The sequence below is a fragment of the Thermomonospora cellulosilytica genome, from assembly GCF_014138835.1.
GTDB classification, from domain to species: Bacteria; Actinomycetota; Actinomycetes; order Streptosporangiales; family Streptosporangiaceae; genus Thermomonospora; species Thermomonospora amylolytica.
The window spans coordinates 98,162-121,295 of the sequence record NZ_JACJII010000001.1 but is presented as its reverse complement, the minus strand read 5'-3'; the positions used below and the strand labels follow the sequence as shown (position 1 = coordinate 121,295).

The 23,134-nt window shown below is 72.2% G+C and carries 20 protein-coding genes; 10 read left to right on the top strand and 10 right to left on the bottom strand.

All coding sequences use genetic code 11. The features are described 5' to 3' along the window. Positions 1–73: 73 nt before the first annotated feature. The 4 genes from HNR21_RS00550 (at position 74) to guaA (ending at position 7,009) form a co-directional block, all read left to right on the top strand. Positions 74–1,807, top strand: a complete 1,734-nt coding sequence (locus tag HNR21_RS00550) for a glycerol-3-phosphate dehydrogenase/oxidase (RefSeq protein WP_182703634.1) — start codon at positions 74–76, stop codon at positions 1,805–1,807. Between the two features lie 77 nt (positions 1,808–1,884). Continuing rightward, positions 1,885–3,450 carry a succinic semialdehyde dehydrogenase gene (locus HNR21_RS00545; RefSeq protein WP_182703633.1) on the top strand — a complete coding sequence of 522 codons (1,566 nt, stop codon included), beginning with the start codon at positions 1,885–1,887 and terminating at the stop codon, positions 3,448–3,450. A 12-nt stretch (positions 3,451–3,462) separates the two neighbouring features. Further along, on the top strand, positions 3,463–5,211 hold the full coding sequence (locus HNR21_RS00540) for a GMC oxidoreductase (RefSeq protein WP_182703632.1): 1,749 nt from the start codon (positions 3,463–3,465) through the stop codon (positions 5,209–5,211). Between the two features lie 214 nt (positions 5,212–5,425). Continuing rightward, a complete protein-coding gene (gene guaA / locus HNR21_RS00535; protein ID WP_119728493.1) occupies positions 5,426–7,009 on the top strand; it encodes a glutamine-hydrolyzing GMP synthase in 1,584 nt (527 codons plus the stop codon). Positions 7,010–7,129: 120 nt separating this feature from the next. On the opposite strand, the gene ahpD is transcribed toward guaA, so the two are convergent. The 4 genes from ahpD to HNR21_RS00515 all read right to left on the bottom strand — a co-directional run bounded on the left by ahpD (position 7,130) and on the right by HNR21_RS00515 (position 9,817). Continuing rightward, entirely contained in the window at positions 7,130–7,672 is a 543-nt protein-coding gene (gene ahpD, locus HNR21_RS00530; protein ID WP_182703631.1) for an alkylhydroperoxidase, AhpD family, read from the bottom strand. Between the two features lie 224 nt (positions 7,673–7,896). Then, positions 7,897–8,451 carry a peroxiredoxin gene (locus HNR21_RS00525; protein ID WP_119728496.1) on the bottom strand — a complete coding sequence of 185 codons (555 nt, stop codon included), beginning with the start codon at positions 8,449–8,451 and terminating at the stop codon, positions 7,897–7,899. 132 nt (positions 8,452–8,583) lie between these two features. Beyond that, on the bottom strand, positions 8,584–8,904 hold the full coding sequence (locus HNR21_RS00520) for a hypothetical protein (RefSeq protein WP_182703630.1): 321 nt from the start codon (positions 8,902–8,904) through the stop codon (positions 8,584–8,586). A gap of 469 nt (positions 8,905–9,373) precedes the next feature. Continuing rightward, positions 9,374–9,817 (bottom strand): ATP-binding protein, encoded by a 444-nt coding sequence (locus tag HNR21_RS00515; RefSeq protein WP_182703629.1) that lies wholly within the window; start codon positions 9,815–9,817, stop codon positions 9,374–9,376. A 137-nt stretch (positions 9,818–9,954) separates the two neighbouring features. On the opposite strand from HNR21_RS00515, the gene HNR21_RS00510 reads away from it, so the two are divergent. The 6 genes from HNR21_RS00510 to HNR21_RS00485 all read left to right on the top strand — a co-directional run bounded on the left by HNR21_RS00510 (position 9,955) and on the right by HNR21_RS00485 (position 15,130). After that, on the top strand, positions 9,955–10,752 hold the full coding sequence (locus HNR21_RS00510) for a helix-turn-helix domain-containing protein (protein ID WP_246441903.1): 798 nt from the start codon (positions 9,955–9,957) through the stop codon (positions 10,750–10,752). After that, on the top strand, positions 10,743–10,940 hold the full coding sequence (locus HNR21_RS00505; protein ID WP_182703628.1) for a DUF397 domain-containing protein: 198 nt from the start codon (positions 10,743–10,745) through the stop codon (positions 10,938–10,940). Before HNR21_RS00510 ends, HNR21_RS00505 begins: the two co-directional genes overlap by 10 nt. Before the next feature lie 290 nt (positions 10,941–11,230). Beyond that, positions 11,231–12,139 (top strand): hydrogen peroxide-inducible genes activator, encoded by a 909-nt coding sequence (locus tag HNR21_RS00500; RefSeq protein WP_312880753.1) that lies wholly within the window; start codon positions 11,231–11,233, stop codon positions 12,137–12,139. Between the two features lie 107 nt (positions 12,140–12,246). After that, positions 12,247–12,750 carry a hypothetical protein gene (locus HNR21_RS00495; protein WP_182703627.1) on the top strand — a complete coding sequence of 168 codons (504 nt, stop codon included), beginning with the start codon at positions 12,247–12,249 and terminating at the stop codon, positions 12,748–12,750. Further along, positions 12,747–13,994 carry a glycosyltransferase family 4 protein gene (locus HNR21_RS00490; RefSeq protein WP_182703626.1) on the top strand — a complete coding sequence of 416 codons (1,248 nt, stop codon included), beginning with the start codon at positions 12,747–12,749 and terminating at the stop codon, positions 13,992–13,994. Before HNR21_RS00495 ends, HNR21_RS00490 begins: the two co-directional genes overlap by 4 nt. An 86-nt stretch (positions 13,995–14,080) precedes the next feature. Next, positions 14,081–15,130: a CDP-alcohol phosphatidyltransferase family protein gene (locus tag HNR21_RS00485; RefSeq protein ID WP_182703625.1), complete on the top strand. Its 1,050-nt coding sequence runs from the start codon at positions 14,081–14,083 to the stop codon at positions 15,128–15,130. A 151-nt stretch (positions 15,131–15,281) separates the two neighbouring features. Here the strand turns inward: HNR21_RS00485 and HNR21_RS00480 are convergent, their stop codons facing one another. From HNR21_RS00480 to HNR21_RS00455, 6 genes are all read right to left on the bottom strand, one after another. Then, entirely contained in the window at positions 15,282–15,983 is a 702-nt protein-coding gene (locus HNR21_RS00480) for a class I SAM-dependent methyltransferase (RefSeq protein WP_119731807.1), read from the bottom strand. Positions 15,984–16,079: 96 nt separating this feature from the next. Next, positions 16,080–17,288 (bottom strand): SRPBCC domain-containing protein, encoded by a 1,209-nt coding sequence (locus HNR21_RS00475; RefSeq protein ID WP_182703624.1) that lies wholly within the window; start codon positions 17,286–17,288, stop codon positions 16,080–16,082. A 177-nt stretch (positions 17,289–17,465) separates the two neighbouring features. Beyond that, a complete protein-coding gene (locus HNR21_RS00470) occupies positions 17,466–18,323 on the bottom strand; it encodes an FAD binding domain-containing protein (protein WP_182703623.1) in 858 nt (285 codons plus the stop codon). Beyond that, positions 18,320–20,674, bottom strand: a complete 2,355-nt coding sequence (locus HNR21_RS00465; protein ID WP_182703622.1) for a xanthine dehydrogenase family protein molybdopterin-binding subunit — start codon at positions 20,672–20,674, stop codon at positions 18,320–18,322. Before HNR21_RS00465 ends, HNR21_RS00470 begins: the two co-directional genes overlap by 4 nt. After that, positions 20,671–21,192, bottom strand: a complete 522-nt coding sequence (locus HNR21_RS00460; protein WP_182703621.1) for a (2Fe-2S)-binding protein — start codon at positions 21,190–21,192, stop codon at positions 20,671–20,673. The genes HNR21_RS00465 and HNR21_RS00460 overlap by 4 nt, the downstream gene beginning before the upstream one ends. Before the next feature lie 245 nt (positions 21,193–21,437). Then, positions 21,438–22,991, bottom strand: coding sequence for an alkaline phosphatase D family protein (locus HNR21_RS00455; RefSeq protein ID WP_182703620.1), 1,554 nt, complete (start codon positions 22,989–22,991; stop codon positions 21,438–21,440). Positions 22,992–23,134: the final 143 nt, after the last annotated feature.

The following is a 23,134-nucleotide window of genomic DNA, read 5'->3' as shown; positions in this document are numbered from 1 at the left end:
CGCGTCCGGATATCGACCCTACTGTTGGGTAATGAAGGCTTCGGACCATCTGGGTACGGGGGGGACGAACGCGATGACCGGATCGCCGATCACCGGGCTCGGCAGTTCTCGGCTGGGGCCCGCCGAACGAGCACAGGCCCTGGACCGGATGGCGAGCGAGGAGTTCGACGTCGTCGTGGTCGGCGCCGGGATCGTGGGTGCCGGGGCCGCGCTGGACGCGGCCACCCGGGGCCTGACGGTCGCGGTGGTGGAGGCCCGGGACTTCGCCTCGGGGACGTCGTCGCGTTCCTCCAAGCTGATCCACGGCGGGCTGCGCTACCTGGAGCAGTACAACTTCGACCTGGTCCGCGAGGCGCTGACCGAGCGCGGGCTGCTGCTGCAGCGGATCGCCCCGCATCTGGTGCGGCCGGTCCCGTTCCTGCTGCCCACCACCCGCCGGGTGTGGGAACGCGCGTACCTGGGCGCCGGCGTGGCGCTGTACGACGCGATGGCGTTCCAGATGGGCATCACCCGGGGGGTGCCGCACCACCGCCACCTGACCCGGCGCAAGGCGCTCAGGCTCGCCCCGGCGCTGCGCAAGGACGCGTTCGTCGGCGCCATCCAGTACTGGGACGCCCAGATGGACGACGCCCGCTACGTGGTGACCGTGCTGCGCACCGCCGCCGAGTACGGCGCGCAGGTCGCCTCCCGCGCCCAGTGCATCGGGTTCCTGCGCGAGGGCGAGCGGGTCACCGGCGTGCGCGTCCTGGACCTGGAGTCCGGCCACAAGACCGAGGTCCGCGCCCGCCAGGTGGTCAACGCCACCGGCGTGTGGACCGACGAGATCCAGGACCTGGTCGGCGGCCGGGGCCAGATCCACGTCAGCGCCTCCAAGGGCATCCACCTGGTGGTGCCCAAGGACCGCATCCACTCCTCGACCGGGATCATCCTGCGCACCGAGAAGTCGGTGCTGTTCGTGATCCCGTGGGGACGGCACTGGATCATCGGCACCACCGACACCGCCTGGAACCTCGACAAGGTCCACCCCGCCGCCTCCAAGAGCGACATCGACTACGTGCTGTCCACGGTGAACGAGGTGCTCAACACCCCGCTCACCCCCGACGACGTGGAGGGCGTGTACGCGGGCCTGCGCCCGCTGCTGTCCGGGGAGACCGACGAGACCTCCAAGCTGTCCCGCGAGCACGTCGTCGCCCACCCGGTGCCCGGCCTGGTGATGGTGGCCGGCGGCAAGTACACCACCTACCGGGTGATGGCCAAGGACGCCATCGACGCGGTGGCGCACGGCCTGGACGGCAAGATCGCCGAGTCCTGCACCGACCGCATCGCCCTGGTCGGCGGCGAGGGCTTCCAGGCCATGTGGAACGCCCGGCACCGGCTGGCCGCCAAGTCCGGCCTGCACGTCGCCCGCATCGAGCACCTGCTGCAGCGCTACGGCACCCTGATCGACGACCTGCTGCTGCTCATCGCCGAACGCCCCGACCTCGGCAAGCCGCTCACCGGCGCCGACGACTACCTGCGCGCCGAGATCGTGTACGCCGCCAGCCACGAGGGCGCCCGCCACCTCAACGACGTCCTGACCCGCCGCACCCGCATCTCCATCGAGACCTGGGACCGCGGCGTCGGCGTCGCCGAGGAGGCCGCCGAACTGCTGGCCCCCGTCCTCGGCTGGTCCAGGCAGCAGATCGACCGCGAGGTCGAGTACTACCGCAAGCGCGTCGAGGCCGAACGCGACTCCCAGACCCAGGAGGGCGACCAGGAGGCCGACGCCCGCCGTCGCGGCGCCCCGGAGATCGTCCCCACGTATTGATGGCCGCACCAAGACGGAGTGATCTTCTGGTTACCGATGGGTAGCCGGGAGTGGCCGGGTGGTCATATGGTGCCTGCATGGCAACCTCCACGGGCTCCGCGCGGACACTCGCGCCCACCCTCGTCGAGCGGCTGACCTCTCGTGTGACCGCCGCCTCGGGGGACAGCACCACGATTCCCGCCCCGTTCACCGGTGAGCCGCTGGCGACGCTGCCGCTGTCGAGCGCCGCCGACGTGCGCACCGCCTACGAGCGCGCCCGCGCCGCGCAGCGGGCCTGGGCCGCACTGCCGGTGCGGGAGCGGGTCAAGCCGTTCCTGCGCATGGTGGACGCCCTGGTCGACCGGCGCGAGGAGATCCTGGACGTCATCCAGCTGGAGACCGGCAAGGCCCGGCGGCACGCCTACGAGGAGTTCCTCGACGTGGCGCTGTGCACGCTGTACTACGCCCGCCGCGCGCCCCGGCTGCTGAAGGACCGGCGGCGGCAGGGGGCGTTCCCGGTGGCGACCCGGGTGCGGGAGCTGCGCCACCCCAAGGGCGTGGTCGGGCTGATCTCGCCGTGGAACTACCCGTTCAGCCTCGGCGCCAGCGACATCGCCCCGGCGCTGATGGCCGGGAACGCGGTGATCCACAAGCCCGACACCCAGACCTCGCTGTCCAGCCTGTGGGTGCTGGACCTGCTGATCAGCCTGGGACTGCCCAAGGACCTGTGGCAGATCGTGGTGGGCGACCCGGCCGAGATCGGCGACCCGCTGCTGGAGAACGCCGACTACGTGGCGTTCACCGGCTCCACCCGCGGCGGGCGGGCCATCGCCGAGAAGGTGGCGCCCCGGCTGGTGGGCTACTCGCTGGAACTCGGCGGCAAGAACCCGATGATCGTGCTGGACGACGCCGACCTGGAGCGCACCGCCCGCGGCGCCGTCCGGGCCTGCTTCACCAACGCCGGTCAGCTGTGCATCTCCATCGAGCGGCTGTACGTGCACGAGCGGATCTACGACGAGTTCGTGCCCAAGTTCGTCGCCAGGGTCAAGGCGATGAGGCTCGGCACCGGCCTGGACTACGAGGCCGAGATGGGCTCGCTGACCTACGAGCGGCAACTGGAGACCGTCACCCGGCACGTCGAGCAGGCCGTCAAGGAGGGCGCGACGCTGCTGGCCGGCGGCCGTCCGCGCCCCGACATCGGCCCGCTGTTCTACGAGCCGACCGTGCTGGCGGACGTGACCTCCGACATGGAGCTGTGCGCCGGTGAGACGTTCGGGCCGGTGGTCAGCGTCTACAGGTTCTCCGACGAGGACGAGGTGGTCCGGCTCGCCAACGACACCGCCTACGGCCTGAACGCCTCCGTGTGGACCCGCGACGTGGCCCGGGGCCGCCGCCTGGCCGCCCGCATCCAGGCCGGGACGGTGAACATCAACGAGGGTTACGGCGCCGCGTTCGCCTCCTACGACGCCCCGATGGGCGGCATGAAGCAGTCCGGCGTGGGCCGCCGCCACGGCGCCGAGGGCCTGCTGAAGTACACCGAGGTGCAGACGGTGGCCAGCCAGCACTTCATGGACCTGGAGCCGCCGCCGTCGATCGGCTACGACCGGTACGCCGACGGGCTGGCGACCGCGATCAAGCTGATGAAGCGCTTCCGGATCCGGTAGGGGGACGTGGCCATGGCATTCGACTTCGACGTGCTCGTCGTCGGCTCCGGGTTCGGCGGCAGCGTCTCGGCGCTGCGGCTGACCGAGAAGGGCTACAAGGTCGCGGTCGCCGAGATCGGCCGCCGCTTCGACGACCCCAAGGGCAGGCCGGGCGAGCGGCACCGCAGGCTGCCCAAGACCTCCTGGCGCGCCCGCGACTACCTGTGGGCGCCCGGCCTGGGCATGACCGGCATCCAGCGGATCCACGTGCTGCGCGGCGAGAAGGGCAGCCGGGTCATGGTGCTGGCCGGGGCGGGCGTCGGCGGCGGCTCCCTGGTGTACGCCAACACCCTGTACGAGCCGCTGCAGCCGTTCTACGACGACCCGCAGTGGAGCCACATCACCGACTGGCGGGCCGAGCTGGCGCCGTACTACGACCAGGCCAAGCGGATGCTCGGCGTGGTCACCAACCCGACCCGGACCCCCGCGGACGAGGCGATGAAGCGGGTGGCCGACCGGATGGGCCGCGGCGACACGTTCCACCACACCCCGGTCGGCGTGCTGTTCGGCGACCGGCCGCAGCAGGAGGTCGACGACCCCTACTTCGGCGGGGTCGGGCCGCGCCGCCGCACCTGCCACGAGTGCGGCGAGTGCATGACCGGCTGCCGGCACGGCGCCAAGAACATGCTGACCGAGAACTACCTGTACCTGGCCGAGAAGGCGGGCGCCAAGATCATGCCGATGACCGGCGTGCGGTCGGTGACCCCGCTGCCCGGCGGCGGCTACGAGGTGGAGATCGTGCGCACCGGCTCGCAGGGCCGGCACCGCCGCAGGCTGCGGGTCGAGCAGGTGGTGTTCGCGGCGGGCACGTACGGCACCCAGAAACTGCTGCACCGGATGAAGGCGACCGGCCGCCTGCCGCGCATCTCCGACCGGCTCGGCGTGCTCACCCGCACCAACTCCGAGGCGATCCTGGGCGCCGAACGGTTCCGCCGCAGGGGCGAGGACCACTCCAAGGGCGTCGCGATCACCTCCTCGTTCCACCCCGACGAGCAGACCCACGTGGAGCCCGTCCGGTACGGCAAGGGCTCGAACGCGATGGGCCTGCTGCGGTCGCTGCTGGTGGACGGCCCCGCCGAGGACGGCTCGGGCGCGACGCCGCGCTGGCTGAAGTTCCTCGGCCACGCCGCCACCCACCCGTGGGACCTGCCCCGGCTGGCCAACCTGCGGCACTGGTCGGAACGCACCGTCATCGCCCTGGTCATGCAGGCGCGCAACAACTCGATCACCCTCCGGCCCCGCAAAGGCCCGTTCGGCTGGGGGCTGTGGGCCTCGCACGGCCACGGCGAGCCCAACCCGACCTGGATCCCGGCCGGGCACCAGGCCACCCGGATGCTCGCCGAGGAGATCGGCGGGATGCCCGGCGGGTCGTGGCTGGACCTGTTCGACATCCCCACCACGGCGCACTTCATCGGCGGCTGCGCGATCGGCGACTCCCCGCAGACCGGGGTGATCGACCCGTACCACCGGGTCTACGGGCACGAGGGCCTGCACATCGTGGACGGCTCGGCGATCTCGGCCAACCTGGGCGTCAACCCGTCGCTGACCATCACCGCGCAGGCCGAACGGGCGATGGCGATGTGGCCGAACCGGGGCGAGGAGGACCCCCGTCCCGCGCTCGGCTCCCCGTACCGCCGGATCGCCCCGGTCACGCCGAAGAACCCGGTGGTCCCCACGGCCGCCCCCGCCGCGCTGCGGCTGCCGATCGTCGAGGTGAGCTGACCCGTCACCTCCGCCGGTCCGGGGGTCCTCCCCCGGACCGGCGGGTCACATGACCGACGCGCCGGGGGCTCTGTGGGATCGACCACACCGATGGCCGAACGTCGCCGACTGATGGCGCTGAGTCTTCGATCCGGCTTGGGGTGCGGTAGGAACGCAGGTGGCCGCCCCTAGACTTGGAGGTCTGAGCCCACGTCCTTTCGAAAGGCGTTGATCGGTGTCCCTCGAGCAGGTCGAGCAGTCCTTCGACACCGTGCTCGTCGTCGACTTCGGCGCGCAGTACGCGCAGCTGATCGCGCGGCGCGTACGCGAGTGCAACGTGTTCAGCGAGATCGTCCCGTGCACCATGCCGGTGGCGGAGATGCTGGCCAAGCGGCCCAAGGCGATCATCCTGTCCGGCGGGCCGTCCTCGGTCTACGAGCCGGGCGCCCCGTCCGCGCCGGACGGCCTGTTCGAGACCGGGGTGCCGACCCTGGGCATCTGCTACGGCCACCAGGTCATGGCGCAGGCCCTCGGCGGCGTGGTGGAGAACTCCGACGTCGCCGAGTACGGCGGCACCACCGTCAACGTGGTCGACGGCGGGGTGCTGCTGGCCGGGCTGCCGACCGTCCAGTCGGTGTGGATGTCGCACCGCGACCACACCAGCGCCGCCCCCGCGGGCTTCCGGATCACCGCCCGCACCGACGTGACCCCGGTCGCCGCGATGGAGCACCCCGAGCGCGGCCTGTACGGCGTGCAGTTCCACCCCGAGGTGCTGCACACCGAGCACGGCATGCAGGTGCTGCGGCGCTTCCTGTTCGAGGCGGCCGGCTGCCGCCCCGGCTGGACCATGGTCAACATCGCCGAGGAGGCGATCGAGACGATCCGCGCCCAGGTCGGCGGCAAGCGCGCGATCTGCGGCCTGTCGGGCGGGGTGGACTCCGCGGTCGCCGCCGCGCTCGTGCAGCGCGCCATCGGCTCCCAGCTCACCTGCGTGTTCGTCGACCACGGCCTGCTGCGCAAGGGCGAGGCCGAGCAGGTGGAGAAGGACTTCGTCGCCGCCACCGGCGTGGACCTGCACGTGGTGGACGCCCAGGAGCGGTTCCTGAACGCGCTGGCCGGGGTCACCGACCCGGAGACCAAGCGCAAGATCATCGGCCGGGAGTTCATCCGGGTCTTCGAGGCCGCCGCCCGCGAGATCGTCGAGGCCCACGCGGGCGAGGTCGCCGACGTGGAGTTCCTGGTCCAGGGCACCCTGTACCCCGACGTGGTGGAGTCCGGCGGCGGCACCGGCGCGGCCAACATCAAGTCCCACCACAACGTCGGCGGCCTCCCCGAGGACCTGAAGTTCACGCTGGTCGAGCCGCTGCGCACGCTGTTCAAGGACGAGGTCCGCGCGCTCGGCGAGCAGCTCGGCCTGCCCGCGGAGATCGTCTGGCGTCACCCGTTCCCCGGCCCCGGCCTGGCCATCCGCATCATCGGCGAGGTCACCCGGGAGCGCCTGGACGTGCTGCGCGAGGCCGACGCCATCGCCCGCGAGGAGCTGACCCGCGCCGGACTGGACCGCGACATCTGGCAGTTCCCGGTCGTCCTGCTGGCCGACGTCCGCTCGGTCGGCGTCCAGGGCGACAGCCGCACCTACGGCCACCCGGTGGTGCTGCGCCCGGTCACCAGCGAGGACGCCATGACCGCCGACTGGGCCCGGCTTCCCTACGACGTCCTGCAGCGGATCTCCACCCGGATCACCAACGAGGTCCGCGAGATCAACCGCGTCGTCGTCGACATCACCAGCAAGCCCCCCGGCACCATCGAGTGGGAGTGATCCCGCCGCCCCCGCGTCCGCGGGGATGACGGCCCCCGGGAGGCCGGGAGCATCGGTCCCGCATGTGCGGGAAGGAACGAGGCCCGGGTGCGGTCGCACCCGGGCCTCGTCGTGTCGTCGTCAGACGGTGGCGGGGGCCAGGACGGCCTCGGCGTCCAGGGTGGCGGCGGTGGCGTTGATCACCGCGGCGATGCGCAGGGCCTCCTGGACGAGCTCGCGGGACAGGCCCTGCTCGCGCAGGACCTTCTCGTGCGACTCCAGGCAGCGGCCGCAGCCGTTGATGGCGGAGACGGCCAGGCACCACAGCTCGAAGTCGGCCTTGTCGACGCCGGGCTTGCCGATCACGGTCATCCGGAGCCGGGCGGGCAGGGTCGAGTAGGTCTCGTCGCCGATCAGGTGGGTGGCCCGGTAGTAGACGTTGTTCATGGCCATGATCGACGCGGCGGCCTTGGCGGCCTCGAACGCCTCGGCCGACAGGTGGTCGCCGGCCTCCTCGGCCAGCTCGCGGATCACCCGGGGGCTGCGGGTGGCCAGCGCGCAGGCCAGCACGGTGCCCCACAGCTGCTGCTCGGTGAGCTGCGAGGTGGAGGTCACCGAACCCAGGTTGAGCTTGGTGTCCTTGGCGTACGCCGGAAGGGCGTTCTTCAGCGCGTCAACGCTCATAGCGGGGCCTTCCTTTCAGGCATCCGGCCGGGTCGCGGGCGGACCGGACCGGTCGGGCTTGGCGGGACCGGGGCACCGGTCACCGGGGGCGCGGGCTCGCCGATGACCGGTGCGTCCGGGAGCCTGGGGGGCGTCCCAGGGAACGGGTCAGACGGCCGCGGCGGAGCGGGGGTCGTCCGACCCGCCCGTTCGGGGTCCGAGGGGCGTCCCCCAGAGGGAACGGGTCAGGCGCCGGCCATGAGCTTCTTGGCGTCCAGGGTCTCCTCGCCCTTGTTCCAGTTGCACGGGCACAGCTCGTCGGACTGCAGGGCGTCGAGGACCCGCAGGACCTCCTTGACGTTCCGGCCGACCGAGCCCGCGGTGACCATGGCGAACTGGATCTCGTTGTTCGGGTCGACGATGAAGGTGGCGCGCTGGGCGACGCCGTCCGGGGTGAGGATGCCGAGCGCCGAGGACAGTTCCCGGTTGAGGTCGCTCATCATCGGGAACGGGATGTCGCGCAGGTCCGGGTGGTCCTTGCGCCAGGCGAAGTGGACGAACTCGTTGTCCACGGAGGCGCCGAGGACCTGGGCGTCGCGGTCGGCGAACTCGTCGTTCAGCCGGCCGAACTCGGCGATCTCGGTGGGACAGACGAAGGTGAAGTCCTTGGGCCAGAAGAACACCACCCGCCACTTGCCCTCGTAGGTCTTGTGGTTGATGGTCTCGAACGCCTTGTCCGGGTCCAGCGAGACGCAGGCGGTCAGTTCGTACTCGGGGAACTTGTCACCGACGGTGAGCACGACACTCTCCTTTTGCTCGGTTTGTGAAATGTGTCACAAGCGTCCCGATGGGGCGGCGTGGGCATCGGGGCTGGTTGGATGAGCACAAGGTTGCCGCAGCCGGGGTGAACAGAGAAATCGGCCGAGGCCCGTTCACTGATAGGAGATGGCTATCAACGGGCCGGTCGCGGCGACGCGCATCCGGCTGGCCGAGCGTACGGCACACCGCGCGCCGCGCACACCCCCGAGTCCGCCGGAGCCGCGGCGCCGATCACGCCCTTCACGGGTTTCACCTGCGCGGCCGGGCGTCCGGCGCACGGCACCGACCGGCCGCCGCTCCGCCGGACGAAGAGCGGCAGAGCCCGGCGGCCCCACCATGGCTGTCTCCACCACGGTGGTTTTCGCCACGGTGACCACCACGGCGGTGCCGGGAACGGCGGGCAACCGGTCATTGGCGAACGCGGCGCGGTCCATGCGAGCCGTGCAGAGCGGTACCGGTGCGGGCTCTCGGTTCGCCGGCCGTCGCGTGGCCGGTGCCGGTACGAGTCTTGGCCAAACGGCGCGATCGCCATGCGCGGGAGCCTCCCGCGCATGAGGCGGCCTCGCCGACGGGAAATGTGAAGAATCCGGTCCGGCCTTCCGCTGTGGGAGGAGTTCCTTGTGCCGATTCCGGAAGGGGCGGGCGACCAGCGAAAAAATGATCTCTGGAGCCGGGGCCGCGTTCCGCTCGACCCTCGATGGGGGACCGGAGCGTTCTTTCGTGCCGGTTATCTCCGTTTTGCCGATGGGCGGTTCGTCCGCCGGGATCGGTGCCCGCCGGAAAACCGGCGCCGGGCCCAGCGGAGACCTCCGAGCGTCAGGTCCGAAAAGACCATTCCGGCCAGGAGTCCGACGATGAGGCACGTGCCGGACAGGGAGATCAGAACGGTGAAGTCGTAGCCGATCACAGCACCGCCCAGACGGTCTTTCCGCATCCGGGCACGGGCTTGTAGCCCGCCTCCCGGGCGATCGCCGTGACCAGGAGCAGCCCACGGCCGCTCTCCTCCACGGGTGAGGCGTTCCGCAGCCGGGGCATGTTCGGGGAACGGTCCGTGACCTCGATGCGGGGCCTGCCCTCGTCCGTCAGGGCCAGGCGAACCGTGATCGGCACGGTGGGACGGTGCTCCCGGTGTTCCCGGGCGGCATTGGTGACCAGTTCCGACACCACGACCAGGGCGTCGTCCACCAGATCGGCCATTCCCAGCGCGTTGAGGCGGTGCTCGACAAAGGTCCGGGCGAGCCCGGCCGCCGATGGAACGGGTGAGACGGACAGGAACAGGTCGTTCGGCTGCGGGCTCGGGACTGGATTCCCCAGGGGAACGTGTGCCCGGGTCGGTTGCTTTTTCATCGACGGCTCCAGATCAGGTCTGGTGCCATGCTCTGTGAAAAGCCACACTGAGTAGTGACCACCTCACTGCAACGCAAAGAGGTGAAGCGCGACCGACACTCTGGTTGCGGCCGGTTGCGAGATGGAAGGGTCTGGTTTTGAGCGGTATCGGCCAGGAGAAGCCCCGGAATCTGATCGCCTTCGGGGCGCAAGTCCGGCATTACCGGCAGCGGGTGGGGCTCTCACAGGATCAGATGGGAGAGAAGCTGCATGTCAGCGGGTCTTGGATCGGCAGGATCGAACGTGGCGAGATCCGCTGCAAGCTCGACCTGACCAAGGCCATGGACAAGCTCCTCGGCCTGGGCGGAGCGCTGGTTCAGCTCTGGCATGACCTGGACATGGCGGCGGCCTTCCCCGCCTGGTTCGACTGGTATCGCGTTGAGGCCGACTGCGTTCGGCTCCACGCCTACGAAATGGCCGTCGTCTACGGCCTGCTCCAGACCGAGGACTATGCACGCGTCCTGCTCAAGGGCGACGAGGAGGCCGTGGCCGCCAGAATGGCCCGGCAAGCGGTCCTTCGCAGAGAGGATCCGCCCCCACCGTATGTGAACGTTCTCCTATCGGAGCTGGTGTTCCACAACCCGGTCGGAGGCAAGGAGGTCATGAGGGAGCAGATCGAGCACCTGATCTCCTTCACCACCTCGGAACGAGTGACTGTGCAGGTCATCCCTGGGATGGTGCCCCCGGAGGGCAACTCGGGAGCTTTCGTCATCGCCACGGCGGCCGACCGGAGCGAGCTGGCGTACGTAGACTCGGCCGCCAGAGGGCTGACGATGGCCGATCCGGCGGACTTGGACGGCCTGATCACGGCCCATGACGCACTCCGAGCCAGGGCGCTCCCGGTAGACATGTCGCGAGACTTCATGATCAAGGTGATGGAGGAACGATGGACGTGACGCGCGTCGAGTGGCGCAAGTCCAGCCACAGCAGCAGCAACGGCGGCAACTGCGTCGAGCTGGCCGATCTGGCCTCCGTGGTCGGTATTCGTGACAGCAAGTCTCCCGAGGCCGGTCACCTGGCGGTGGATCGGGCCGCGCTGTCGCGGCTCGTCGGTGAGATCAAGGGCGGCGACCTGGACCTGTGAGTCCAAGGGGACCCCGCTGACGAGGCCGGGGTCCTCTCGCCCGCGTCCGGCTGGCTCACGCGGACACGGCGGCGGTCCCGACGTTCGGCAGGGCCGTGGCGAGGGCGACATCGGCCGGTCCCGGGAGGGGCCGGTCACCGGCGGCCTTATGGGGTTCCTCACAAGTGCGCCGACGCGGCGGTTCATGCGCCGGGGCTGGTGAGAGGCATGTGAGCACTGCGGTTACTGTGATGGCGGTGATGGGTCGAGGCACCGGGTGCCGATAGGAGATCGCTATCAACAGGCCGACCGTGGCGCAGCTTCGGGCGTTCCTGGCACTGGCGCGGCATCTGCACTTCCGCGACGCCGCCGCCGCCCTGCGGATGAGCCAGCCGGCCCTGTCGGGGTCGGTGGCCGCGCTGGAGGAGGCGCTGGGCACCAGGTTGGTCGAGCGCACGACACGCCGGGTGCTGCTGACGCCCGCCGGGGAGCGGGTGGCCAAGCGCGCCGAGATGGTGCTGGACGAGCTGGAACGGCTGGTCGACGAGGTCAGGGCGACGCGCGGCCCGCTGGCCGGGCCGTTGCGGCTGGGCGTGATCCCCACGGTCGGCCCGTACCTGCTGCCCGCCGTGCTGCCCCGGCTGGCCCGCGACTTCCCCCAGGCCGAGCTGTCGGTGCGCGAGCAGCAGACCGAGCACGTCGTCGCTGACCTGGCGGCCGGGCGCATCGACGCGGCGATCCTGGCGCTGCCGGTCCCCGCCTCCGGGGTGCGGGAGATGCCGCTGTACGAGGAGGAGTTCCTGCTCGCCGTCCCCGCCGCGCTCACCGGGCTGCCCTCCCCGGTGCCCCGGGAGATCCTCGGCGAGCTGGACGTGATCCTGCTGAACGAGGGGCACTGCCTGCGCGACCAGGCCCTGGACCTGTGCCGGCAGGTCGGCGCGCGGGCGGCCGCCGCCACCTACGCGACGAGCCTGGCGACGCTGGTGCAACTGGTGTGCGGCGGGCTGGGCGTGACGTTGCTCCCGCAGACGGCGGTGCCCGTGGAGAACCGCCGTGGCGACTCCCTGGCGGTGCACCGGTTCACCGCCCCGGCCCCGTCCCGGCGGATCGGGCTGGCGTTCCGGGAGACCTCGCCGCGCGCCGAGGAGTTCCAGGAGCTGGCCCGCTGCATCCGCGAGGCGGTCGCCGAGGCCCATCCCGAGGTCCGCGTCGAGGGCTGACCGGCCGGCGGCAAAACCGGGCCGGGGTGTCCCGTACGCCGGTAATGGTCCCTGCAAGGCTTCCCCGGTGCGCGATGGCCCCGCTTGACCGGGGGCATGTCCCGCTCATGAGCGCGGTGACGGCGACGGCCGCAGCCTGGGCCGAGATCGAGCAGGTCTGGGCGAGGGACGGCCTGATCACACTGACCGGGACCCTGCAGGGCGCCGCCCCGGAATCCGGCCCCTGGCGGCTGCGGCTGGATCCGGTGCCGCCCGAGGAACGGCCGGCGCTGCGGTCCCGGCTGCACCGGCGGGTGTGGCGGGCGCGCATGTCCGGACGGCCGGGCCCGGGACCGTACGACGTCACCGTGTCCGACGGCCGGTTCGAGACCGCGGTGCCGGTGAACGACCTGGTGCTGCCCCGGCCGCTGCGTTCCGGGCACTGGCGGCCCTGCCTGGTCGGACCGGACGGGAGCGCGCTGCGCCTCGGCCGTCACCTCGGCGTCCCGCGCCGCGCCCGCGCCATCACGTTCCCGGGCCAGCGCACCACCGCGCGCGGCCCGCGGTTCCGGGTGCGCCCCTACTACACCGCCGACAACCATCTCGCGATCGGAAGCCGCCGGGCCTCATGAAGATCACCTACGCGCTGCTGCACGCCTACGGCCTGGGCGGCACCATCCGCACCGTCATCAACCAGGCCAACGCGATGGCCGAGGCCGGGCACGACGTCCAGATCGCCAGCGTGATCCGCCGCCGCGAGACCCCCCAGTTCCCCGTCGACCCGCGGGTCCGCATGGTCACCGTGACCGACCTGCGCGGCCGTCCCGCCCCGCCCAAGCCACCTGCCGGGCGACCGGCCCGCCTGGTGGCGCGCCTGCTGGCCCGCCGGCGCTCCGCGCTCCCGCCCGGCGACCGGCCCGGCACCGAGGTGCCGGTGGGGGAGGCCGCCAAGGCCACGTTCACCCGCGAGGTCGAGGACCGCTTCATCGCGTTCCTGCAGACCCTCGAGACGGACGTGCTGGTCACCACCCGCCCCGGACTGAACCTCATGTCCGCCCGGCACGGGCCGCGCCACATCGTCCGGGTCGCCCAGGACCACATGCACCTGGGCCGCTACAAGCCCGCCGTGCGGGAGGCGATCCTGGCCGACTACCCGATGCTGGACGCGGTGGTCTCGCTGACCCGCCAGGACGAGGCCGAGTACCGGGAGGCGCTCGGCGACCGGGTGCGCACCGCGCAGATCCCCAACCCGCTGCACACCCTGGACGTGCCGCGCACCGACCACTCCGCCAAGATCGTCGTGGCGGCCGGCCGGCTCACCAAGCAGAAGGGCTTCGACCTGCTGATCGAGGCGTTCACCCAGGTCGCCGAGCGGCACCCGGACTGGACGCTGCGGATCTACGGGGCCGGGCCGCAGGAGAAGCGGCTGCGCCGGATGATCCACCAGCGGCACCTGTACAACCACGTGTTCCTGATGGGGACCGCGCGGGGCCTGGACGCCGAACTGGCGCAGGCCTCGATCTACGCGCTCAGCAGCCGGTTCGAGGGCTTCGCGATGGTGGTGCTGGAGGCGCTGAACTGCGGGCTCGCGCTGGCCGGCTTCGACTGCCCGACCGGTCCCCGGGAGATCATCCGGGACGGCGACAACGGGCTGCTGGTGCCGCCGGAGGACGCCGGGGCGCTGGGCGCGGCGCTGTGCCGGCTGATCGAGGACCGCGGGCTGCGGCGCCGGCTGGGCACGGCGGCCGTGGGCACCGCCGCCGAGTACGGCCCGGCGCAGATCCGCGCCCGCTGGGAGACGCTGTTCACCGAGTTGCTGAACGCCCGCGCCGACCGGGTGAACGGCCGCCCGCCCGGTTCCCCACTGCCCGTGTAGACACCCGGTCAAGGGTGGGGCAAACGATCGTCCGGCAATCGCGATCCGCGTACGCATGATCGCCCCAAGTAGGGATGCTTACCCGCATGGCGACGTTTTCCCTGGATGACGTGCGCAAGGTCTGCAAGGGCCGGGACGCGTGGTGGACTGTCTTCCTGGTCGATCCGATCGCGATCCGGCTGACGCTGGCGGTCGCGAACCGGACGGCGATCACCCCGAACCAGCTCACCGCCGTCGCCTTCGCGCTCGGCCTGGGCGCCGCGGGCTGCTTCGCGCTGGCCTCCCCCGGCTGGCTGGTGCTCGGTGCGCTGCTCTACCACGTGGGCTTCGTGGTGGACTGCATGGACGGCAAGATCGCGCGGCTCAAGGGCACCGGCACGACGTTCGGGGCCTGGCTGGACTTCATGCTGGACCGGGTCCGCGACACGCTGTGCGCGCTCGCCCTGACCGTCGGCCAGTACGCGCGCACCGGCCAGACGGCGTACCTGTACGCGGGGATGGCGATCCTCGCGCTGGACATGTTCCGGTACGTCAACGGGCCGCAGATCGTGAAGGCCAGGCGCGCCATGCGGTCGGCGCTGAACGCGGCGCGGCGGCGGGCGGAGGGCCCCGAGGAGGAGGCCGCCGGGGCCGCCCCGCCCGCGGACCCCGCTCCGGCCGCCCGTACGGATGTCTCCCTGCCCGCCCGCATGGGCTTCTCCCCGTCCGCCCACGCGGACCCTTCCCCGTCCGCCCGCGCGGAGGTCTCCCCGCCCGCCCGCGCCGATGTCTCCCCGCCCGCCCGCGCCGAGTCCGACCTGCACCAGGAGTTCGACAGCCGCTTCCCCTGGTACCGCAGGATCCGCCGGTACCTGCTGCGCCGCCGGGTCCGCACCCATCTGGTGAGCGGGATCGAGTTCCAGATGGCGGTGTTCATCGTCGGCCCGCTGACCGGGGCGGTCATCCCCGCGGTGGCGGTGGCCGGCGCCGGGCTGGCGTTCTTCGAACTGGTGATCATCTACAAGTTCTGGCTGTCCACCCGGGCGCACGCCCGGGTGATCGCCGCCCTGGAGGAGTGCGCCCGCGAGCAGGACGCCGGGTACGGACCCGCGATGACGCGACAGGGCCTGGCCCGGGTCGCGGCGGAGAAGGAGTAGGCGGACGGATCACCGCGGCGGGGCGCCGGCCGAGCGAGGACGGTCCGTCCGCAGGCTCGGGGCCGGGGTCGTTCCCCACGGGAGGCAGGACTTCGCGACGCCGTCCGCCGAGGGGCGTGGGGGCGCTCCCTCGGCGGACGGCGTCGGCGCCTCACAGCTCGGGACGGTGGGCGCGGGCGAAGAGGGTGACGCCCGGCAGGCCGCCGAGCGGCAGGCGGCGCTCCAGCATGGCGACCGCGCGCAGCCCCGCGTTCAGGACCGGGTGCAGCCGCTCCACGTCGGGCGGCGCGGAACGGTGCCGGCGCCACTTGGCGGCCGGGCGCAGCAGCACGTTCCAGCTCCACATGCGGTCCAGCACCAGGCCCGAGCCCTCCACGACCTCCGCCAGCGTGTCGCGGGAGTAGCGGCGCACGTGGCCGAGCGCCACGTCGTGCGCCGACCACAGCGCCAGGTCGCAGGGCACCGAGATCAGCGCGGTGCCGCCGGGCCGCAGCACCCGGGCCAGCTCCCCGCACGCGGTGCGGTCGTCGGTGATGTGCTGCAGCACGTCCAGCGCCATCACGAAGTCGAAGTCGCCCGTCGACAGCGGCAGATAGCAGGCGTCACCGTGGTACGCGTCGATCCCGCGCAGCCTGGCCAGCTCCACCGCGGCCGGGGAGGCGTCGATGGCGATGGCCTCCCAGCCGTGCTCCAGCAGCACCCGGGTGTTGCCGCCGCCGGCCGCGCCGATGTCGGCGGCCCGGCCCGGAACGCCCAGCCTGCGCAGCTCCCGGGCGACGATCGCCCGGCGTTCCCGGTACCACCAGTTGTCGTCCTCGATCGCGACGACCCGTTGAATCTCGACCGTGTCCATGGCCCCCACCGGACAGACATACGCCGATGCGGTCGTCCGCATCCTTTATTACGGAACGTACCAGGCGAATGACAGACAGTGGTGGACCGGGGGTGGTCAGCGGTGGTGCCGCCCCCGCCGCCGGCGGAACAGGTACCGCACCGCCAGCAGCGCCGCCAGCGCCCCCAGCGCCGGGGCCGCCCGCTTGGCCACCGAGGGGCCCGCGACCTGCAGGATGTCGATCGCGTCGTCCTCGCGACGGCGGTGCGCCCCGCCGCGCGGCCGGTCGTCGGCCGCCGGGCGCGGAGCGGGCACCTCGGCGGGCTGCTGCGGCGGGTCAGCCTTCCCGCCGTCCCCGTTCGGGGCGTGGGCGGTCCGCCGTTCCACCGCCTCCCGCGGCCCCGGCACCTGCGGCCCCAGCGGCAACCCGGCGCCGACCGGATCCTTGGGCTCGACGATCACCTCGGGCACCCGCCCGGCGACATCCTCCCGCTCGGTCTCCGCCGCTTCCGAACCCCCGCCGCCCACGGCGGCGTCCGGCGTCTCGCCCGAGGACGCGGCCCCGCTCGCGGCGGTACCAGTCGTCGTGCCGCTGTCCGTCGTCTCTTTCGAGGACGCGGCCCTGTTCGTGGTGGTGCCGGGCTCGGTGTCCGGTGCCTTGTCCGAGGAGGCGTCGATGTCGGAGCTGCGGCTCGCGTCCTTGTCCGCCGCAGCGTCCGTCTCGCCCGAGGAGACGTCGCCGTCCGGGGCCGAGGTTGTCGCGTCGGCGGTGGCGGCCGTGTCGCCGCTCGCCGTCTCGGTCGAGGAGGTGTCGGCGCTGGCGTCCGCCGTGCTCGGGGTGGCGGTGGCCTTGTCGCCGTCCGGGGAGGCGGCGGCCGGGGGGTTCTCGGCGAGTTCCTCGGCGAGGGCCTTGGCGAAGCGGGACAGCAGGCGGGAACCGACCTCGGCGAGGATGTTGCGGCCGAACTGGGCGGGGCGGCCGGTGACGCTCAGGGTGGTGTGGACGGTGACGCGGGTGGCGCCGTCCTCCTCCGACATGCGGGCCCGGATGGTGGCCTTGGCGGTGCCGGAGCCGCGGGCCTCCTTGCCGCGCGCCTCGATGGTGAGGGAGCGGGCGGACTCGTCGGCCTCGACGATGCGGGCGGTGCCGCGGTAGGTGATGGTCATGGCGCCGAGGCGGACCCTGAGGCGGCCGGTGTACTCCTCGCCGTCGATGGAGTCGAGCGTGGCGCCCGGCATGCACAGCGCCACCCGTTCCACGTCCAGCAGCACCGACCAGGCCTGATCCACCGGTACGGGCACGGTGAAATCGTGGTCGAGCTCCATCAGCGACTTCCTGCCCTTCGTGTCGGGGGGTCGACGTTGGTGACCATACGGCGGGTTTCGGCCATCCCGCTAGTGCGCCCAGGCCGGATCCGGCCTTCGGCACCCAGATCATCCCAGATCAGAGCGCCGAAGGCCGGAGCGGCCGGGGGTCCGGGGGCCGCGCCCCGGAGCAGCGGGTCAGGTACGGGCGGTCGCCAGCAGGGCCCTGCGGGTGAGGACCCGGGCGAGATGCGCCCGGTACTCCGCCGAGCCGTGCAGGTCGCCCGGCGGTGAGGTGCCCTCGGCGGCGTGCTCGGCGGCCTGGCGGGCGGTCGCGTCGGTGAGCGGGCCGCCCGCCAGCCCGTGCTCGACGGCGGTGGCGCGTACCGGGGCGTGGCCCATGTTGGTGAGGGCGACGCGGCAGTCGGTGACGGTGTCGCGTTCGCGGCGGACCGCGCAGGCGACGCCCACCACGGCCCACGCCTGGGCGGTGCGGTGGAACTTCTCGTAGTGGGTGCTCCAGCCGGGGCCGAGCTTGGGGACGGTCACGCCCACCAGCAGCTCGTCCGGCTCCAGCGCGGAGGTCATCCAGTCCACGAAGAAGTCGGCCGCCGGGATGTCCCGCGAACCCCGCGCCGACCGTACGTTGCACACCGCGTCCAGGGCGACCGCCACCGCCGGCAGGTCGCCGGCCGGGTCGGCATGGGCGAGGGCCCCGCCGAACGTGCCGCGGTGCCGTACCGCGGGGTCCGCCACCGTGGCGGTCGCCTGCGCCAGCAGCGGGACGTGCCGCTGGACGAGCGGGTCGTTCACCACCTGGTGGTGGGTGGCCATCGCCCCGACGAACAACGCGTCCCCCAGGTCGCGGATCTCCCGCAACTCCGGAACCCGGTCCAGGTCGATCAGGACCTCGGGGTAGGCCAGCCGCATCCGCAGCAAGGGCATCAGGCTCTGGCCCCCGGCCAGCGGCTTGCCGTCCTCACCGGCGTCGGCCAGCGCGGACACCGCCTCGTCCAGCGAGCCCGGCCGCACGTACTCGAACTCTGGGGGGATCATGCGGACTGGCCTTCCTGCGCGTTGAGGGCGCGCCACACGCGTTCGGGGGTGCAGGGCATGGGAACGTCGCGCACCCCGTACGGGCGGAGCGCGTCGACGATGGCGTTCACCACGGCGGGGGTGGAGGCGATGGTGCCGGCCTCGCCGACGCCCTTGACGCCCAGCGGATTCGTGGTGGCGGGCGTCTCGGTCCGGTCGGTGGTGAAGTCGGGCAGGTCCGCCGCCGAGGGGATGAGGTAGTCCGCCATCGTGGTCGTCGTCAGGTTGCCGTCCTCGTCGTACACGGCCTCCTCGTAGAGGGCCTGCGCGATGCCCTGGGCGAGGCCGCCGTGCACCTGCCCCTCCACGATGAGCGGGTTGACCACCGACCCCACGTCGTCCACCGCCACATAGGAACGGATCCGCACGAACCCGGTCTCGGTGTCCACCTCCGCCGCGCACAGGTGCGTGCCGTGGGGGAACGAGAAGTTCTCCGGGTCGAACGTGGCGTCGGCGTCCAGCGAGGGCTCCACCCCGTCGGGCAGGTCGTGCGCGGCGAACGCGGCCGTCGCCACCTCCTGCAGGGTCCTGCCCTCTCCCGGCACCCCGCGTACGGAGAACACCCCGCCGGTGAACTCCAGGTCCTCCTCGGCGGCCTCCAGCAGGTGCGCCGCCACACGCCGGGCCTTGTCCACGACCCGGTCGCAGGCGTTCACCAACGCGATGCCCCCCACGGCCAGGGAACGCGACCCGTAGGTGTCCATCCCCTTGGGCGACACCGACGTGTCCCCGTGCAGCACCCGCACGTCCTCGAACGGCACCCCCAGCCGGTCGGCCGTGATCTGCGCCCACGCGGTCTCGTGGCCCTGCCCGTGCGCGGAGGCGCCCGTCACCACCTCGACCTTGCCGGAGGGCAGGACGCGTACCGCCGCGTGCTCCCAGCCGCCCGCGCCATAGGACAGCGACCCCAGCACACGGGACGGGGCCAGCCCGCACATCTCCGTGAACGTCGACACCCCGATCCCCAACTGGACGGGGTCGCGGCGGTCACGGCGGTCGGCCTGCTCGGCGCGCAGCTTGTCGTACTCGAACAACTGCAGGGCCTTCTCCGTGGCGGCCTCGTAGTTGCCCGAGTCGTAGGTGAGCCCCGCGATGGTCTCGTACGGGAACTCCTCGTGCCGGATCCAGTTGCGCCGCCGCACCTCGATGGGGTCAAGGTCCAGCTCGGCGGCCAGTTCGTCCATCAGCCGCTCGATCGCGTACGTCGCCTCGGGCCGCCCCGCCCCCCGGTAGGCGTCCGTGGGGGTCTTGTTGGTGAACACCCCCGTGCAGGTGAACGAGTACGCCCCCATCTTGTAGATGCCGTTGAACATGAACGCCCCCAGCAACGGGATGCCGGGCGTGACGAGCATCAGGTACGCGCCCATGTCCGCGAGCAGGTCCACCTTGAGGCCGCGTATGGTCCCGTCCCGTTCGGCCGCCAGGGTGAGCCGCTGTATCTGGTCCCGCCCGTGGTGCACCGTCAGGTTGCCCTCGCTGCGGGACTCGGTCCACTTGACCGGCCGCCCCAGCCGGCGGGCCAGCAGCAACGCCAGCACCTCCTCGCCGTACACCTGGAGCTTGGAGCCGAACCCGCCGCCCACGTCCGGTGCGATGACCCGCAGCCGGTGTTCGGGGATCCCCGTCACGGTGGCCAGCATCAGGCGCAGGATGTGCGGGATCTGGGTCGCCGACCACAGCGTGAACCCGTCCCCCTCCGGCGCGCACACCACCGCGCGCGGCTCCATCGCGGTCGGGATCAGCCGCTGCTGCACGTACCGCCGTTCGATGAGCACCGGCGCGTCCCGCACCGCCGCGTCGATGTCGCCGTTCTCGAACACCCACGTGTAGCTGCGGTTGGTGCCGAGGTCCGCGTGCACCAGGTCCGCACTGTCATCTGGGGCCTTCGCGGCTTTTTCCAGGTCGACCACCACCGGCAGCGGCTCGTAGTCGACGTCGACGGCCTCCAGCGCGTCGGCCGCCGCGTAACGGTCCCGCGCCACCACGCAGGCCACCGGCTCGCCCACGTACCGGACCTCGTCCACGGCCATCGGCGGATGGTCCGGGTGCTTCATGTCCTCGGTCACGACCCACGCGCACGGCAGGCCGCCCTGTTCCTCCGCCAGGTCGGCCCCGGTGAACACGGCGACCACACCGGGCCGTTCCAGCGCCGCCGAGGCGTCCACGCGCGTGATGCGGGCGTGCGCGTACGGGCTCCGCACGAACGCCACATGGCACATGCCCGGCAACTGGAGGTTGTCCGTCCACTGCGTGCGCCCGGTGATCAGCCGCGAGTCCTCCACCCGCCGCCGGGCCGCCCCGATCTCGGTCACGCCACGCCTCCCTTCCGGGGGAGGGCCCCGGGAGCCTCCCCGGCGGGGGCGCGCCGCATCTCCCCGGCCGCCCGCCGGACGGCCCGCACGATGTTCTGGTAGCCGGTGCACCGGCACAGGTTGCCCTCCAGGCCCTCCCGGATCTGCGCGTCCGAGGGGTCGGGGTTCTCGCGGAGCAGGTCGAGGGCCGCCATGATCATGCCGGGCGTGCAGAAGCCGCACTGCAGCGCGTGCTCCTCGTGGAAGGCCCGCTGCAGCGGGTGCAGCTCCCCGTTCCCCGCGCCCAGCCCCTCGATGGTGGTGATCTCCCGCTCGTCGGCCTGAACGGCCAGCACCGAGCAGCTCTTGACGCTCAGCCCGTCCATCAGGACGGTGCAGGCGCCGCAGTTGGTGGTGTCACAGCCGACCGGGGTCCCGACCTTCCCCAGCCGTTCCCGCAGGTAGTGGACGAGCAGCAGCCGTGGCTCCACCTCGTCCCGATACGTCGCACCGTCGACCTTGACCCGTACGCGCGGCATCCGTCCTCCATTCGGCGCCTAGGGGGTGGGACATGCAGCACCACGCACCGGGCGGAGGAGCACGCTGGACGGGCCACGGCATCGGGGCACCTCCCGGGGGCGGAGGGCGACCATTGAACGGTAAACCGCGATCGAATCCCGTTCCAGACCTCACAGTGATCCAGATCACGCGAAAACGGACGGCGGCCCGGTCCCCTCGCGGAGGCCGGGCCGCCTGGGTCCGCCGGATGACCCCTGCCGGCGGCTCAGCGGACGGGGTACACGTCCTGGGCGTAGAGGACGTTCCCGTCCAGGTCGCGGAGACGGGCGGTCAGGACGCCGGTACGGGCGTCGATGTCGATCTGGCCGAAGAACTGGTGGCCCTCGGCCGGAGAGGTGTTGGCCCGCGGCGGGGCCTTGTGGAACTTCAGCTGCGGCCCGAACGTGCCCTCCAGGGCGTTGGGCCCGAACGCGCCCGCGTTCAGCGGCCCGGCCACGAACTCCCAGAACGGGTCGAAGTCGGTGAACGACGCCTTCGCCGGGTCGTAGTGGTGGGCGGCGGTGTAGTGCACGTCGGCGGTCAGCCACACCATGTTGCGGACCCTGTGGCGCTTGGCGTACGAGAGCAGGTCGGCGATCTCCCGCTCCCGGCCCAGCGGAGCGCCCCCGTCGCCCTGCGCGATGCCCTCCTGGGCGGTGGCGCCGTCCGGGACGATCAGGCCGATCGGCAGGTCGGCGGCCATCACCTTCCAGGTCGCCGTGGAACGCCGCAGTTCCCGCTTGAGCCAGGCCAGCTGCTCGGCGCCCAGCACGCCCTCGGTCTCGGTGGGGGAGGTGTTGGCGGTGTTGGGGTTCTTGTGGGTCCGCATGTCGATGACGAACACGTCCAGCAGCGGCCCGTAGGAGATCTTCCGGTAGATCCGGCCGCCCCGCCTGGCGTCCGCGGCGATCGGTGTGTACTCCATCAGCGCACGGCGGGCGCGGGCGGTCAGCACGTCCACCCGCTTCTCGGTGTACCGGTCGTCGGCCAGGATCTCGCCCGGGTACCAGTTGTTGACCACCTCGTGGTCGTCCCACTGGTAGATCATCGGCACCCGCGCGTTGAACGCCCGCAGGTTGGCGTCCTCCAGGTTGTAGCGGAACTGCCCGCGGTACTCGGCCAGCGTCTCGGCGACCTTGGCCTTCTCCGCGGTCACCAGGTTCCGCCAGGTGCGCCCGTCCGGCAGCGCCACCGTCTCGGCCAGCGGGTTGTCGGCGTACACCCAGTCGCCGCTGCACAGGAAGAAGTCCGGCTCCACCGCGCCCATCGCCCGGAAGATCCGGTAGCCGCCCAGCTCGGGGTTGATGCCCCAGCCCTGCCCGGCCAGGTCGCCCGACCACACGAACGTGATGTCCCGCCGGTCCCGCGCCGGGGTGACGAACGAGCCCGTCACCGGCGCCGACACCACCGACGGCCGGTCCAGGTCGGCCAGCCGCACCCGGTAGTGGATCCGCTCCCCGGCCGGCAGCCCGCGCAGGAACGTCTTGCCGGTCAGGTCGGTCTCCGGGGTCAGCACCGGCCCCGGAACGGTCCGCAGGTCCCGGAAGTCGGGCCGCCGGGCCACGTCCACCAGCATCCGGGCCGGGCGGTCGGACCGCACCCACACCACGCCCCGCCCGGCGGTCACGTCACCGGCCTGCACGCCGTGGGTCGGGCTCGGCCGTCCCGTGCGGACCAGCGCGGGGGCCGCCGCGGCGGGGGAGGCCGCCGCACCCGCCAGCACCAGGCCGCCGCCCGCCAGCAGGCCGCCGCGCAGCACGGTTCGCCGGTCGAGGTCCATGGTCGCACTCCGTTTCGTCGAGGGCCTGGCGGCCGTCTCCCGGACGGGCCGGGCGGGGTCGCCTGGCCCGCATTCGCAAGGCCGGGGTTCCGTCCCCGGACCACCAGGTCAGGCGCATGCTGCCGAGGCCGGGCGTCCATCGT